The organism is Enterococcus sp. AAFC-DPL-5182, assembly GCF_058216605.1.
The window spans coordinates 2697253-2711861 of sequence record NZ_CM177101.1 but is presented as its reverse complement, the minus strand read 5'-3'; the positions used below and the strand labels follow the sequence as shown (position 1 = coordinate 2711861).

Genomic DNA, 14609 nt, shown 5'->3' with positions numbered 1-14609 from the left:
GGAGAGAAATAAATGAGTAGACCTAATTTACAGGTAGCTTTAGATCATTCTGATTTAGCTAGTGCAATCAAAGATGTAGTAACAGTTGGTGACATTGTAGACATCGTGGAGGTGGGCACTATCCTTTGTTTACAAGCTGGTGCAGAAGCTGTTCGTTGTATTCGGGCATTATACCCACATAAAAAAGTAGTTGCTGATACTAAATGTGCAGATGCAGGTGGCACTGTGGCAAAAAATTGTCGTGAATCTGGAGCAGATTGGATGACAGTCATTTGTTGTGCAACGATTCCAACTATGAAAGCAGCAGCTAAAGAAGTGGAAGAAGTTCAAGTTGAATTATATGGAGACTGGACATATGAACAGGCACAAAATTGGCTAGATGCAGGCATTACTCAAGCTATTTATCATCAGAGCAGAGATGCACTTTTGGCAGGTGAAACATGGGGAGAAAAAGATTTGGCCAAAGTGAAAAAGCTAATTGAGATGGGCTTTAGAGTTTCCGTTACTGGTGGTTTAGATGTAGAAACATTGAAATTATTCAAAAATCTTGATGTGTATACCTTTATTACAGGACGTGGCATCACAGCTTCTGCTGATCCCAAAAAAGCCGCACAAGATTTTCAAGATGAAATCAAACGCATTTGGGGGTAAGGTTGATGACGACAATAGGAATTTATGAAAAAGCACTCCCAAAAAATATAACTTGGAAAGAGCGTTTATTATTGGCAAAAAAATTAGATTTTGATTTTGTCGAAATGTCTATTGATGAGACCGATGAACGTCTTCAAAGATTGGACTGGACGCAAGAAGAGCGAAAAGTAGTGAGAGAAGCAATTCATGAGACTGGGATTAAAATATTATCGATTTGTTTAAGTGGGCATCGGCGTTTCCCCTTTGGATCTGAGGATCAAGAGAAACGAACAGAAGCATTAGTTATAATGGAAAAAGCAATAAATTTAGCTTCGGACTTAGGGGTACGAACTATTCAATTAGCAGGTTATGATGTTTATTATGAAAAGAAAACATTAACATCTAGAGAGTATTTTATTGAAAATTTAAAAAAGGCAGTTGCGATGGCTGCGGCTAAAGAAATTGTTTTATCAATAGAGATTATGGATGATCCATTTATTAATTCTATCTCTAAATTTTTAAAAATCAAAGAACAAATTCGCTCCCCTTATTTACAAGTATATCCTGATGTGGGGAATTTATCAGCATGGCCAGAGAACGATGTTGGCTACGAGTTAGAAATCGGAATTGACCAGATTTCTGCAATCCATTTAAAAGATACATTGGCTGTAACAGACCAGTTTTCGGGCAAATTTAAAGAAGTTCCGTTTGGAGAAGGGTGTGTTGATTTTTTAGGATGTCTTAAAACCTTAAAACGATTGGAATATAATGGACCATTCCTAATTGAGATGTGGAGTGAAAATAGCCAAACACCTGAAAAAGAAATTGAAAACGCAAAGTCATTTCTATTTCCTTACTTGAAGGAGGCGGGATATAATGATCAATAAATTGTTAATTAATGAAATGAAGGAACGAGTTTTTGCTGCAAATCTAGCCTTACCTGAAGCAGGATTAGTAAAACTTACTTGGGGAAATGTTAGTGAAATCAATCGAGAAGCAGGGTTGATTGTAATTAAACCAAGTGGTGTTCCTTACCAGACGATGAAGGCACAAGATATGGTGGTAACTGATTTAAATGGGGATGTGTTGGAAGAAGGAATGAAGCCTTCGTCTGATTTAGCGACACATGTTGAATTATACAAAGCCTTTAAGGAAATCAACTCAGTGGTACATACACATTCAAAACATGCCGTAATGTGGGCACAAGCAGGTAGAGAAATACCAGCATATGGTACGACTCATGCGGATACTTTTTATGGTGTTGTTCCCTGCACACGCCAATTAACATCGGAAGAAGTAACCTCTGCATATGAATTTGAGACAGGAAAAGTAATTATTGAAACGTTTAAAGATGGAGCTCTTGATCCTCTGGCTGTTCCTGGGATACTAGTATACGGTCATGGACCGTTTACGTGGGGGCAAACCCCTAAAAAAGCTGTAGAAAATAGTATTGTATTAGATGAAATAGCTGAAATGGCATGTGTAACGGAAGCTGTAAATGAAGCCGTCCGGCCAATTCCTCAATATCTTTTAGATAAACATTTTTTTAGAAAACATGGTACAAATGCATATTATGGGCAAATTTAAAAGAATAGTTTCGGTTAATGGTACAGATAGGTCTGATAAAGGCTTTATCTGTATTTTTTATTTTATGGAAATCTGTTCTGAACATTTATGAAATACTTGAATTTAAATTCAGAAAAGCTATACTAGAAAAATAACTTAAAAGAGAGAATGAGGAGAAGTATGAACGAGAATCGATTAAAGCGGGAAATTTCACTATTTGGTGCTTTTGCAACAGTGATGGGGACTGTTATTGGTGCAGGTGTTTTTTTTAAAACAGCAAGTGTGGTCAGTTTTGCTCAATCACCAAGCCTAACAATTTTTGCTTGGGTACTAGGTGGTATTTTAACTTTATGTGCAGGTTTGACAAGTGCTGAATTGGCTACGGCTATTCCAAAAACAGGAGGCGCAGTTAAGTACATCGAGTATACTTACGGTAAGTTACCAGGCTTTTTGTTAGGATGGGCGCAAAGTGTGATTTATTTTCCTGCTAATATTGCAGCATTATCGATTATCTTTAGTACGCAATTTATTCACTTATTTCATTTATCTACTGATTTTCTTATACCGATAGCACTAGGAACAGGTTTAAGTGTAACTATAGTTAATTTGCTAGGAACTAAGTTGGCAGCCAATTTACAATCCTTTACATTGATAATAAAAATGCTGCCTATTGCTTTGATTGTAGTAGTTGGTCTTTTGATGCCAACGAATGTAGAAGTTTCACTATTTCCTGTAAAAGCTGGTGGAGATAATAATTTTATTCAGGCACTTAGCGGGTCTTTATTGGCAACCATGTTTGCTTATGATGGGTGGTTAGGTGTTGGTGCTGTAGCAGGTGAAATGAAGCAGCCAGAAAAAGATTTGCCTAAGGCAATATTTTTTGGATTGACATTTATTACGATTGTTTATGTTTTAATCAATTTTGTTTTCCTTAAAACATTGCCAATCGAGCAACTTTCGGGAAATTTGAATGCAGCTTCAGAAGCTTCCAATCAAATATTTGGTTCAATGGGTGGTAAGTTAGTAACCATTGGGATATTGATTTCTGTTTATGGTGCTCTAAATGGCTACACGATGACGGGGATTAGAGTTCCTTATGCATTAGCTTTGGAAGAAATGATTCCTTTTAGTCAGCAGTTCCAGAAACTATCTAAAAAGTATGTTGTTCCTTATGTGTCGGGAATTTTTCAATTTAGCATCGCTGCGATCATGATGTTTGTGGGGAGTTTTGATTTGTTAACAGATATGTTAGTTTTTGTTATGTGGCTATTTAGTCTGTTGATTTTTTTGGGAGTATTGATTTTGAGAAAAAAAGAACCAGAACTGAGTCGCCCTTACAAAGTACCTTTTTATCCAGTAATCCCTATTATAGCAATTGTTGGAGGCCTGTTCATTTTGATCACGACATTATTCACACAAACACTATTAGCCAGTATTGGTATTGGGGTGACATTATTGGGAATCCCAGTTTATCTGCTCAACAAAAAAATGAACGAGTCAAAAATCTGATAAGGTTTATTTTTTGTCAAAAATTTATCACTTCGGACTAAGAGATTGAGAAAACTATCAAGAATAATTTGGTATAATGGTTTTGATCTAAGTCTTTGTCACTAGATAAAGCAGTGCTCCTGCCTAACCCTTTTAAGCAGGAGCTCCTTTTTCTCAAAAATTTTAATAAAATTAACAATTTCTGAAAGTTATTCCGGTCAATTTTTTAGTATAATAGGTATATCAAAACGATAAACTATTTTGGGGAAGATAGTGCATCAGAACTCTTGGTAAAGCTGTAAGTGTTGATATTTCAACATTTACAGCTTTATTTTTTACTGTAAAAGTTAAAAATAAGTGGAAATAAATGAGGTTCATTTACTTGTTTTCACTACTAAATAAGTAATTTTCAATAAATAATAAGCTAATATAAGTCAAATGCAGAATAGGAATTTGAAAATATACTTGATTAAATAAATAATTAACTCTTTATTTCATAAGCAAACCTAGGACAAAACTTAAAAAGTTTTGTTCTAGGTTTTTTTCAATAATTTTTTATTTAATTGCGTATATTACTATAAGGAGGGGAAAAAATGGATATTAAAGAGTTTTCACTGAAATTAATTGAATGGGGTGTAGCAGAGTGCATACAAGATATCTATGTTTTACCTATTGAGAATAAAATCCAAGTTTTTGCGAGGAAAGGGAAAAGTCGAATTATTTATAAAGAGTTAAATGAACATGAAGGAGAAAAATTAATTTTTCATTTTAAATTTATGGGAAGCATGGACGTTGGTGAAAGAAGGAAAGCACAGGTTGGAGCTGCGACGTACGCAATCAATCAAAAGGAAATACGATTAAGATTGTCAACAGTTGGTGATTTTAGACAAAGGGAGAGCTTAGTTATTCGCTTTTTGCATGTTTTTGGAAACAGTCAAGAGAATTATTTTTTGCCGCAGCAATTAACGATTGTTAGAAGGTATATCAGACGCCGCGGATTACATTTATTTTGTGGACCTGTGGGATCTGGTAAAACAACGTTGATGTATAAACTAGCGAAAGAAACAGATCAATTTCAGCAAGTAATCACAATAGAAGATCCAGTCGAAATCGAAGAAGAGACCTTTTTACAATTACAGACTAACACTAAAATTGATTTAACTTATGATGTGTTGATCAAGGCTTGCTTACGTCATCGTCCTGATATTTTGATTATTGGAGAAATTCGAGATGGTCTCACAGCGCAAGCAGCAATCAGAGCGGCACTTACTGGGCATACGGTATTTGCGACGATCCATGCAAGAAGTATTACTGGAGTGTATGAACGGTTAGCTGAATTAGGGGTTCAACAAAGAGAAATAATTGAATGTGTATCTGGGATCATCTATCAAAGATTGTTACCATTTCAGTCGACTAAGAAAGAAGAAATCAGCGGGCTGCTGATAGATTTTATATTTTCTAATAAAATGACATCTAAGTGGTCGAAAGATTTAAGAAAGGTTTGGGCATATGGATTTATCGACAATCAAACATTTGAGGAAGAAAAAGAGCATTAAACTATCTAAACAACAGCAACCATTGTTTATTCAATTACTGGCAGACTTATTAAGTAATGGATTTACAGTTCAAGAAAGTTTGATCTTTATGAAGAAATCGCGATCAATTTCAAAAATAACAATCGACTATTTGATTGACATTATGGAAGGAGGAGAGTCTCTCCATAATGGGTTAGCACAGATTGGGTTTAAGACAACGATCATTACCCAAATTGAGTTTGCCCAAACGCATGGAGATATAGCTGGGACACTAAATAAAATCAAAGAACACATGAAAATTGTGGATAAGCAACAGCAAAGTTTCTATAAAGTAATCAGTTATCCTGTACTATTATTACTTTTTTTGACAGTTGTTTTGATTAGTATTCGTCAAATTCTCTTGCCTCAATTGATGACAAATGGAACGATTCAAACAGATAATCTAGGGATTCGATTTATTCAGCAAAGTCCTTATTATATCCTGACTTTTTTATTCAGTTTAGCAATATCAACGGTTGCGTTTCGCTTTTATTTGAGTAAAAAAACTTTTTTGCAAAGAGCTATGTTTGTTGCTAAGGTACCTTTTTTAGGGAATTTTTATAAAGAATACAATTCAGCTTTTTTTGCACTTGAATGGGGAAAATTATTTTCTCAAGGTTTGGAAATCAAAATGATTATTCAATTGATGCAAACAACAGGTCAACAATCACTAATGAGCGAATTAGCGAAAATGATTGAGGAGCAATCGATATCAGGGCAAACATTTTACGAACAATTACCCAATTTTTCTTTCTTTTCCCCAGAGCTGTCTTTGATTATTCAACAAGGGCAAGTCAAAGGAAACTTAGGGAAAGAGCTGATTTTGTATAGTGAACTCTGCTGGCAACGTTTTTTTAAGCGAATGGAAAAAATGATTCAATGGATTCAACCAATTATTTTCTTAGTTGTTGCATTATTGGTTGTGAGTATTTATGCTGCAATGCTATTACCAATTTATGGTGGAATGGAGGAATTTTTGTGAAAAAGAAAAAGCAACGACTCAATTACAATGGGTTTACTTTACTAGAAATGCTCGTCGTACTTCTGATAATTTCTGTTTTGATTCTATTATTTGTTCCAAACCTTTCAAAACATAAAGAAGGCGTTGATAAAAAAGGAAACGATGCGATCGTTAAAATAGTCGAAACACAAATAGATCTGTATATTTTAGAAAAAAATCAAACTCCTACAGTCGATCAACTGCTGAAAGAAGAGTACATTACACAAGAACAATATGACAAATATCAAGAAAGCAAGAAATGATAATGAATAATATGAAAGGTTTTACTTTAATCGAATCTTTATTCGTTGTATTCATATGTTCGATTTTTATAATGTTACCAACACTTTCGATAAGAAACTGGCAACATATGTTAGAAGTTGAACATTTTTTATCTTCTTTTGAAAAAAAAATCTTGTTTACTCAGCAAATGGCTGTTGTAAATACAATGGATACACAAGTTTTATTTTACGAACATAGCCAGCAGTTTAATTTTTTGATTCCTAAAAATACTAACGCAATGGAGGAAAAATTAGTGGAGATCCCAACCAGACTAAAGGCTGTTGGGCCAGATAAGATTACCTTCAAGAACGGTTCTGGAAATAACGGGAAATTATCAAAATTTTCATTTTTATGGGCAGAAAAAAATCAATTGATTGAATTCCAATTTCAATTGGGGAGTGGTCGCTATGTTAAAAAAATCAAATCATTATAAAGGGTATATTTTGCTTGAAAGTCTTATTGCATTAAGTCTGATTTGTGTAGTGATCGGAAGTTATATTTCATTAAATACATTCTTATTAAAAAAGAATAAACAATCATCAGATCAATTAGTACTTTACAGGGTCTTATATGAAGAGATGAAATACTATGAAAATCATGGTGGACCTTTGATTCAAGAAAGATACTTAGATCATAGGAGTTATCAATTACGTTTCAATAAAGTCGGGACCAAGTTGATTGAGGTGGAGATTATAGATGGAAAAGAGAGGGTTACAATCAAGAAAGAGTGATCTGAAAAATAATTTTTTAGGATTTACGTTAATAGAATGTTTGCTCGCATTATTTTTACTATCAATTATATGTTTGCTTTTTTCGGCCTCACTCAAGAATGCTGCTGTGATAACAAAACATTTAAAAAATGAAGGGGAAAAAGAATGGCATATATTTGTGATTCAATTAGAAAATGAGTTGAAGCATTGCATTTATGAGAAAACACAAGCAAATAAAATTATTCTTAAAAATAAAAAGAATAACAAGACGGTTTGGATCGAGCATAAGTTAGGGAAAATTGTAAAGGTAGAAAATGGAGGCTATCATCCACTTCTGATGGGAGTAAGACAAGTAAATTTCATTGAGGAAGGGAAATCGATCATCGTAAACGTAACCTTTGAAAATAACTTGAAGGTTATGACTAAATGGATCATTACACAGGAGCATGAACATGAATAATAAGTATAAAGGCGGGGTTTTATTTACGGCATTACTATTTGTTTTTTTATTCAGTTTTATTTTTATGCTAGTTTTGGAGGACTTTCAATTGACACAACGATTTACTAAAAAGACTAGAGATTACTACGTAGCTAAAACAATGGTAAGTATGTTTCTTTCCGATGTTAAACAAGAACAGCGACCGCTTGAAAAAAGTTGTCAGTTGAGGTACTCAGTAGGTCTGTTACAGTATGAATATGATCAGTCAACAATAAATTTTTTAGTTCATGTAAATCAAACCACTTACAGATTTCAAGAAATTTATCGAAAAGAGACAACGGATTAATCATACACATGGATGCAGTTAGTGAAATAGCAAAAATAACGACCATTGAAAATTTGTGAAACGTGTATCAAACTGGAAATAAAAAAACTAATACAGAGGTTGATTTTTTACTCAGAATTTGATTACCTCGGTTTAGTATTCGAGTGGAAATAAGAGTTGTTCATTGATTTATAAATATTATTAGGAAATTGATTGATTATTGTCTGGTTTTTCGTTAAAATAGAACAGGTATGAAAATTGTTATATTATAGATGGAAATTGAGGTGTTTCTTTTGTTCCCTGAGAAAATAGAAAAGGCTTTCGGTTTAATGGAACAAGCTATAGGATTGCTTAAACGATCTTTAGATACTTCTTTTCTAGATGCATATACTGAAAATGGTGAAAATATCATTGATAATTACCAAGTACGTGTGTTGGATGGAGTACCAGATGAGCAAACGGTTCAAAAACTTAAAACCATTTATCAACAACTACAAGCAATCGAATTGGAACCAGAGGAAATGAGACGTTTATCTCAGTTGATTTTACTTAAAGGGAATAAAGCAGAGTCCTTACAGGCAAATCATCAACTAACACCAGATAGCATAGGTTTCTTGTTTGTTTATTTGATTGAACAACTATTCAGCCCAGAACAATCGTTAAAAATATTAGATATTGCAACAGGTATGGGCAATCTTTTGTTGACGACTGTCCTCAACTTGAACATTGCGAAGTATTCAGTTCAAGGTTTTGGTGTAGATATTGATGATACATTACTTTCAGTTTCAGCTACCAATAATGAGTGGACTAAGGCTGCAATACAACTATTCCATCAAGACGGATTGCAGGACTTACTTGTTGATCCTGTTGATGTAGCGATCAGTGACTTACCAATTGGGTACTATCCAAATGATGAGAAGGCCAAAGAATTTGATTCCGCGGCAGAAGAGGGTCATAGTTATGCTCATCATTTATTGATGGAGCAAGCGATGAAATTTGTTAAACCTGATGGCTATGGACTATTTCTGATACCAACCAATATTTTGGAAACAGAACAGAGTACGTATTTCAAGAATTGGCTGCAAAAGAATGTTTATCTGCAAGGGATGATTCAATTGCCAGACGAATTGTTTAAATCAGTACAATCAAGAAAGAGCATCTTATTTGTCCAAAATAAAGGTGAACATAGTGAACAAGCGAAAGAAGTACTTGTAGCAAAATTAGGTTCATTAAAAGATCCTGCTAAAATCACACAATTTTTTCAACAATTTGAGGCTTGGAAGTCTTCAAATTTAAAATAAAACAACTGATAAAGAGGAGAGTATTATGTCTAAAACAATTGCAATCAATGCTGGAAGTTCAAGTTTAAAATGGCAATTATATCAAATGCCAACTGAAGAAGTTATCGCTAAAGGAATCGTTGAACGTATTGGTTTGAATGATTCAATCTTTACAATCAAATATGGCAATGACGAAAAATATGAAGAAATCGTTGATATCAATGATCACGATGTTGCTGTAAAAATGTTATTGGATAAATTAACTGAATTGAACATTTTAGCATCTTTCGATGAAATTACAGGTGTTGGTCACCGTGTCGTTGCAGGTGGAGAAGACTTTAAAGATTCTGTTGTTATTGATGACGAAGTTTTAGCAAAAATCGAAAAATTAGCAGATCTTGCACCATTACACAATCCAGCGAATGCAATGGGAATCAAAGCATTCAAAAAAATCTTACCTAATATTATCAGCGTTGCTGTTTTTGATACTGCTTTCCACACAACAATGCCAAAACACAACTTTTTATATAGTATTCCGACTGAATACTATGACAAATATGCAGCTCGTAAATATGGTGCACACGGTACAAGCCACAAATATGTTGCAGATCGTGCAGCAGAAATGCTTGGTCGTCCAATCGAAGAGTTAAAAATCATTACTTGTCACTTAGGCAATGGTGCATCGATTACGGCAGTTGATGGTGGTAAATCAGTAGATACATCAATGGGCTTCACACCACTTGCTGGTGTAACTATGGGTACTCGTTCTGGGGATATCGATCCTTCTTTACTTGCTTACCTAATGGAAAAACTTGAATTGACAGATATCAAAGACATGATCGATATTTTAAATAAAAAATCAGGTCTACTTGGTTTGACTGGTATTTCTAGTGATATGCGTGATTTAGAAGCAAACATGGATAAGGAAGCCGTTCAAGTAGCTTACGACATCTTTACAGATCGTATCCGTAAATATATCGGTAGTTATGTAACTGTTTTAAACGGTGTGGATGCAATCGTCTTTACTGCTGGAATCGGTGAAAATGATTCACACGTTCGTAGTGAAGTAATCAAAGGCATGACTTGGTTTGGTTGTGAACTAGACGATGAGAAAAATAATGTTCGTGGAAAAGAATCAGTGATTTCAACAGAGGATTCTAAAGTTAAAGTATTATTGATTCCAACTGATGAAGAATTAATGATTGCTCGTGATGTTGAGCGTTTAAGAAAATAATAATCATAAGCAAAGAAGCAACTCGATTTTAGTCGAGTTGCTTCTTTTTATTGTCTATAAAGTTAGTCTTCATCTTGTGGAGCAGGTATTTTATTTTCTAAATCAGTACGAACGACTAATACATCACAAGCCGCATTACGGATAACATATTCAGAGACAGATCCAATAAACAATCGTTCAACAGCGTTTAAACCAGTTGCTCCTAACATGATTAAATCAACTTCTTGATCTTGTGGTAGTTGTTTTGCGATCAAGGGTTTTGGAGAACCATATTCAATGATGGTCGATACTCTTTCACAGCCATGTTCTTTAGCTTGTTTTTTGTAACCTTCAAGTGTTTGTTTTGCCATTTCTGTTGCTTGTTCTGCTAAGACACCGTCAAAGGAAGAAACTGATTGAAATGCTCGTGTATCAATAACATGAGCGAGTAATAATTCTGCATCATTTCTCATAGCGACATTCATTGCTTTTTGAAACGCTAGTTCTGCCTCAGATGATCCGTCAACAGCAACCATGATTTTACGATAATTTTGTAACATTGTGACCACTCCTTTTCAAATAGTTTAAAATAAATCGTTCTTGACAGTTTAATTGTAGAACAAAACAGTGAAAAAGGAAAATAAAAAAGAAGATACTGTTATAGAATCTTCTTGGCAAACATAACACTAAATACAGCAGAAATCACAAGCAAACTAAAAATGTAAAACAGTGAAAAAAACTTTAAATTAAAGAGACCAACCAAAATACCAATGGCAGCTAAAATAAGATAAAAAACACCAAATTGATGTAAAAACTGTTTGTTTTCATCTGGCTCGCCGTTGTGCATGATTGGTAGAAAGACAGTTGCTTTTTTTAATAAATAAATACCAATAATAACTAACAACGCTACAGAGACAAAAATAAGTACGCGAATCATGTGTTGAACCTCCATCAAATAAAAAACAATTTGCACTTCGCAAATTGTTCGATAATCTAAATAAAAATGGTAAAATCCGTCGATGCCGTTATTCGTCCTATAGTATTGAACCCGCAAACAAAGCAGGTGGGTTCCACGACTGACAGCTTCGAACTACCAAATGATAAGGCATGTTACCAGCTTAGGTACCAGAAGGATCCCTAGATATCAATAAAATGTTCGGTCAACACACAAAAAAGACAACGCGTACATCACAGATTTACCATCTTTATAATAGCACAACATGGAGCAAACAGCAACGAGGGTGCTTGAATTTGAAAGCGGATTATTTTTTGTTTTTCTTTCCCTTTTTCCAGTCTTGAATTCTCTGATATTGTTGGTGCAGTGCTTGTTCATATTTTCCTGTATCGATTGCTTCATAGTAATGGGCGTTTTTTATTTTATCTGGAAGGTACTGTTGATCGACCCAAGCATTTTCAAAGTTATGAGGATACTGATAACCGATTCCACGATTCAATTCTTTAGCGCCAGAATAATGACTATCACGTAAATGATCAGGAACCTCTCCAGCTTTTCCTTCACGAATATCGGCTAAGGCAGCATCGATTGCACTGATGGATGAGTTTGATTTTGGTGATAAACACAAATCGATAACCACACTTGCAAGCGGAATACGTGCCTCAGGAAAACCAAGTTTTTCAGCTGCCTGAACAGCTGTTATGGTACGAGCAGCAGCTGGTGGATTACCTAAACCAATATCTTCATAAGCGATGACCATCAAACGGCGACAAATAATCGGCAAGTCACCTGCTTCAACTAATCTAGCTAGATAGTGGAGTGCAGCATCCACGTCACTGCCACGAATCGATTTTTGAAATGCTGAAATTACATCATAATGTGCATCACCATTTTTATCATGAGTTAAGGCTTTACGTTGGACACATTCTTCAATGATTGAAAGTGTGATTTCAACTTTTTTATCGTCATTTTCAGGAGTTGATTTCACAGCTAATTCCAGTCCATTTAGGGCACTCCGCAAATCCCCATTTGTCGCACGAGATAAATGTTGCAGCGCTTTTTCTTCTAAGATAACTGGAAATTCACCTAAGCCTCGTTCTTTATCTGCTAACGCATCATTAATGGCTTTTTGAATGTCTAATTCAGTCAGTGGTTTGACTTCAAAAATTTGCGTCCGACTTCTAATCGCTGGATTGATTGTAATATAAGGGTTCTCAGTTGTTGCCCCGATCATAATGATCCGGCCGCTTTCAAGGTGAGGCAACAGAAAATCTTGTTTTGTTTTGTCTAAACGATGGACTTCATCTAATAATAAAATCACTGTACCACTCATTTTGGCTTCTTCTGCGACAATTTGCAAATCTTTTTTAGTGTCAGTTGCTGCATTCAACAGACGAAAGGCATAATTTGTAGAACCTGCGATCGCACTAGCAATACTTGTTTTACCAGTACCAGGGGGGCCATATAAAATCATGGATGAAAGCATCCGAGCTTCAACCATTCGACGAATGATTTTCCCTGGACCAACAAGATGTTGCTGACCAACGACTTCATCTAAATTACGTGGTCGCATGCGATAAGCTAATGGTTTTTGCATCGTTGAACCTCCTTATTTTAAAAGCGAAGCGGCCTCGTTTAGCCTTGACAGAAAAATAGGAAAATAAGAGTGGGGTGCTTTTTACCCCAGTCGTATTTTATCTTTTTTCCGAAAGGCAAGCCCGCGTAGCTAGATAATATAAAAGCGAAATGTGCTCGTTTAGCCTTGACAGAAAAATAGGAAAATAAGAGTGGGGTGCTTTTTACCTCAGTCGTATTTTATCTTTTTTCCGAAAGGCAAGCCCGCGTGGCTGAATAATAAATTCTGTATCCATACATTATACCACAAAGAACGTACGTTTGTATTTTCTGCATAACCTCCCAACAAAAGCAAGAAACAACAAGTATTTATCTTACTAATCGTTTGTTATTTCAATGGATAATGAACTTAGAATCGTGTATTATAGAAGGTGGTGAAAAATAATGAATGAAACGATAAAGTTTTTTAATACAAAATCAACAGAAGAAATCGCCCAATTTTTATTAGGCATGTACTTAGAACATGAAACGGAGTCGGGCATACTAGCAGGTTATATTGTGGATACAGAAGCATATCTAGGACCAGAAGATGAAGCAGCTCATAGTTTTGGCTTACGAGACACACCACGACTAAAAGCGATGTATGAGAAACCGGGAACGATTTATTTATATACAATGCATACTCATCTGATTTTAAATATGGTGACTCAAGAAAAAGGCAAACCTCAAGGAGTCATGATTCGCGCTATTGAACCTGTTGAAGGAATCGAAAAAATGGAAGCAAATCGCAAAGGACGAAAAGGAATTGAGCTATCTAATGGACCAGGCAAATTGGTAGCGGCGTTAGGTATTGATAGAGAATTATACGGACAATCGATCTTCGACAGTACATTGCGAATTGTTCCTAAAAAAAGAAAAACACCTAAGGAAATTATTTCACTTCCTAGAATTGGAATTCCTAATAAAGGAATCTGGACAGACTTACCATTACGTTATGTCGTTTCAGGAAATCCTTATATTTCTAAACAAAGAAGAAGTGATATCGATCAAAAGGCCTTTGGCTGGAAGGAAGAATAGAAATGAAAAAAGAAACAATGCTGACTTATTTAGATCAACAAATCACTAAAAAAATTACAGAGTACGATGTAGCTCTAGATTGGAACACAAGAAACCATTCAATCGAAGTCGTTTTCCGCTTGTTTGCTGAAAATACGGCTCACGAACAAATCGATGATGCTACAGGGACTGTTTCAGAAGAAGAAATTATTGAATTTGAAGATGGAATTTTATTTTATAACCCTGAAAAAACTAGTGTAGAGACAGAAGAGTATTTGGCTGTAATTCCTTATGAAGGAAAAAAAGGCCTCAAGCAATCTGTACTAGATGGTTTTGTTGAGTATTTAAATGAAGTTTTAACAGAAGGTCAAAGTGATCTATTAGATTTTTTAACGGATGAAGAACAAGAAGTATTTGAGCTGAAATGGTCTACTGAGGACTTTGAAGCAGCAGTACAAAAGTATCAAAAAGTAGATAGCGACGTGTATATCGCTTATCCTAGCTATTAGAAGAGGT

Annotated in this window: 17 protein-coding genes, 1 other RNA gene and 1 pseudogene; 15 read left to right on the top strand and 4 right to left on the bottom strand. The window is 34.9% G+C overall.

What is annotated here, in order from left to right:
• The first annotated feature begins 12 nt into the window (after positions 1–12).
• The 13 genes from AC4BB7_RS12690 (at position 13) to AC4BB7_RS12630 (ending at position 10528) form a co-directional block, all read left to right on the top strand.
• Positions 13–651: a 3-keto-L-gulonate-6-phosphate decarboxylase UlaD gene (locus AC4BB7_RS12690; RefSeq protein WP_490483283.1), complete on the top strand. Its 639-nt coding sequence runs from the start codon at positions 13–15 to the stop codon at positions 649–651.
• Between the two features lie 5 nt (positions 652–656).
• Positions 657–1517, top strand: a complete 861-nt coding sequence (locus tag AC4BB7_RS12685) for an L-ribulose-5-phosphate 3-epimerase (RefSeq protein ID WP_490483282.1) — start codon at positions 657–659, stop codon at positions 1515–1517.
• Positions 1507–2217 (top strand): L-ribulose-5-phosphate 4-epimerase, encoded by a 711-nt coding sequence (locus AC4BB7_RS12680; RefSeq protein WP_490483281.1) that lies wholly within the window; start codon positions 1507–1509, stop codon positions 2215–2217. The genes AC4BB7_RS12685 and AC4BB7_RS12680 overlap by 11 nt, the downstream gene beginning before the upstream one ends.
• Positions 2218–2376: 159 nt before the next feature.
• Positions 2377–3705, top strand: coding sequence for an APC family permease (locus tag AC4BB7_RS12675; RefSeq protein WP_490483280.1), 1329 nt, complete (start codon positions 2377–2379; stop codon positions 3703–3705).
• A gap of 572 nt (positions 3706–4277) precedes the next feature.
• The gene (comGA, locus tag AC4BB7_RS12670; protein ID WP_490483279.1) at positions 4278–5240 is read left to right on the top strand and encodes a competence type IV pilus ATPase ComGA; all 963 of its coding nucleotides are present in this window, start codon (positions 4278–4280) and stop codon (positions 5238–5240) included.
• Positions 5194–6240 (top strand): competence type IV pilus assembly protein ComGB, encoded by a 1047-nt coding sequence (gene comGB / locus AC4BB7_RS12665; RefSeq protein WP_490483278.1) that lies wholly within the window; start codon positions 5194–5196, stop codon positions 6238–6240. The genes comGA and comGB overlap by 47 nt, the downstream gene beginning before the upstream one ends.
• Positions 6237–6521, top strand: a complete 285-nt coding sequence (gene comGC / locus AC4BB7_RS12660; RefSeq protein ID WP_086313842.1) for a competence type IV pilus major pilin ComGC — start codon at positions 6237–6239, stop codon at positions 6519–6521. Before comGB ends, comGC begins: the two co-directional genes overlap by 4 nt.
• A 2-nt stretch (positions 6522–6523) precedes the next feature.
• Positions 6524–6973: a competence type IV pilus minor pilin ComGD gene (gene comGD / locus AC4BB7_RS12655; RefSeq protein ID WP_490483277.1), complete on the top strand. Its 450-nt coding sequence runs from the start codon at positions 6524–6526 to the stop codon at positions 6971–6973.
• Complete coding sequence (comGE, locus tag AC4BB7_RS12650; protein WP_490483276.1) at positions 6948–7271, top strand: competence type IV pilus minor pilin ComGE; 324 nt, start codon at positions 6948–6950, stop codon at positions 7269–7271. The genes comGD and comGE overlap by 26 nt, the downstream gene beginning before the upstream one ends.
• The gene (gene comGF, locus AC4BB7_RS12645) at positions 7237–7710 is read left to right on the top strand and encodes a competence type IV pilus minor pilin ComGF (RefSeq protein WP_490483275.1); all 474 of its coding nucleotides are present in this window, start codon (positions 7237–7239) and stop codon (positions 7708–7710) included. The genes comGE and comGF overlap by 35 nt, the downstream gene beginning before the upstream one ends.
• Positions 7703–8035 carry a competence type IV pilus minor pilin ComGG gene (comGG, locus tag AC4BB7_RS12640; protein ID WP_490483274.1) on the top strand — a complete coding sequence of 111 codons (333 nt, stop codon included), beginning with the start codon at positions 7703–7705 and terminating at the stop codon, positions 8033–8035. The genes comGF and comGG overlap by 8 nt, the downstream gene beginning before the upstream one ends.
• A gap of 272 nt (positions 8036–8307) precedes the next feature.
• Entirely contained in the window at positions 8308–9315 is a 1008-nt protein-coding gene (locus AC4BB7_RS12635) for a class I SAM-dependent methyltransferase (RefSeq protein ID WP_086313837.1), read from the top strand.
• A gap of 25 nt (positions 9316–9340) precedes the next feature.
• A complete protein-coding gene (locus AC4BB7_RS12630) occupies positions 9341–10528 on the top strand; it encodes an acetate kinase (RefSeq protein WP_086313836.1) in 1188 nt (395 codons plus the stop codon).
• 62 nt (positions 10529–10590) lie between these two features.
• Here AC4BB7_RS12630 and AC4BB7_RS12625 read toward each other — a convergent pair whose 3' ends face one another.
• From AC4BB7_RS12625 to AC4BB7_RS12610, 4 genes are all read right to left on the bottom strand, one after another.
• Entirely contained in the window at positions 10591–11067 is a 477-nt protein-coding gene (locus AC4BB7_RS12625; protein WP_086313835.1) for a universal stress protein, read from the bottom strand.
• Between the two features lie 98 nt (positions 11068–11165).
• On the bottom strand, positions 11166–11444 hold the full coding sequence (locus AC4BB7_RS12620) for a hypothetical protein (protein WP_086313834.1): 279 nt from the start codon (positions 11442–11444) through the stop codon (positions 11166–11168).
• A gap of 69 nt (positions 11445–11513) precedes the next feature.
• Positions 11514–11707, bottom strand: a non-coding RNA gene (gene ssrS, locus AC4BB7_RS12615) — 6S RNA.
• Positions 11708–11769: 62 nt separating this feature from the next.
• Complete coding sequence (locus tag AC4BB7_RS12610) at positions 11770–13059, bottom strand: replication-associated recombination protein A (RefSeq protein ID WP_490483273.1); 1290 nt, start codon at positions 13057–13059, stop codon at positions 11770–11772.
• 422 nt (positions 13060–13481) lie between these two features.
• On the opposite strand from AC4BB7_RS12610, the pseudogene AC4BB7_RS12605 reads away from it, so the two are divergent.
• Both AC4BB7_RS12605 and AC4BB7_RS12600 read left to right on the top strand, forming a co-directional pair.
• Positions 13482–14163: pseudogene (locus AC4BB7_RS12605) on the top strand (DNA-3-methyladenine glycosylase).
• On the top strand, positions 14117–14602 hold the full coding sequence (locus AC4BB7_RS12600; RefSeq protein ID WP_490483272.1) for a DUF3013 family protein: 486 nt from the start codon (positions 14117–14119) through the stop codon (positions 14600–14602). Before AC4BB7_RS12605 ends, AC4BB7_RS12600 begins: the two are co-directional and overlap by 47 nt.
• Positions 14603–14609: the final 7 nt, after the last annotated feature.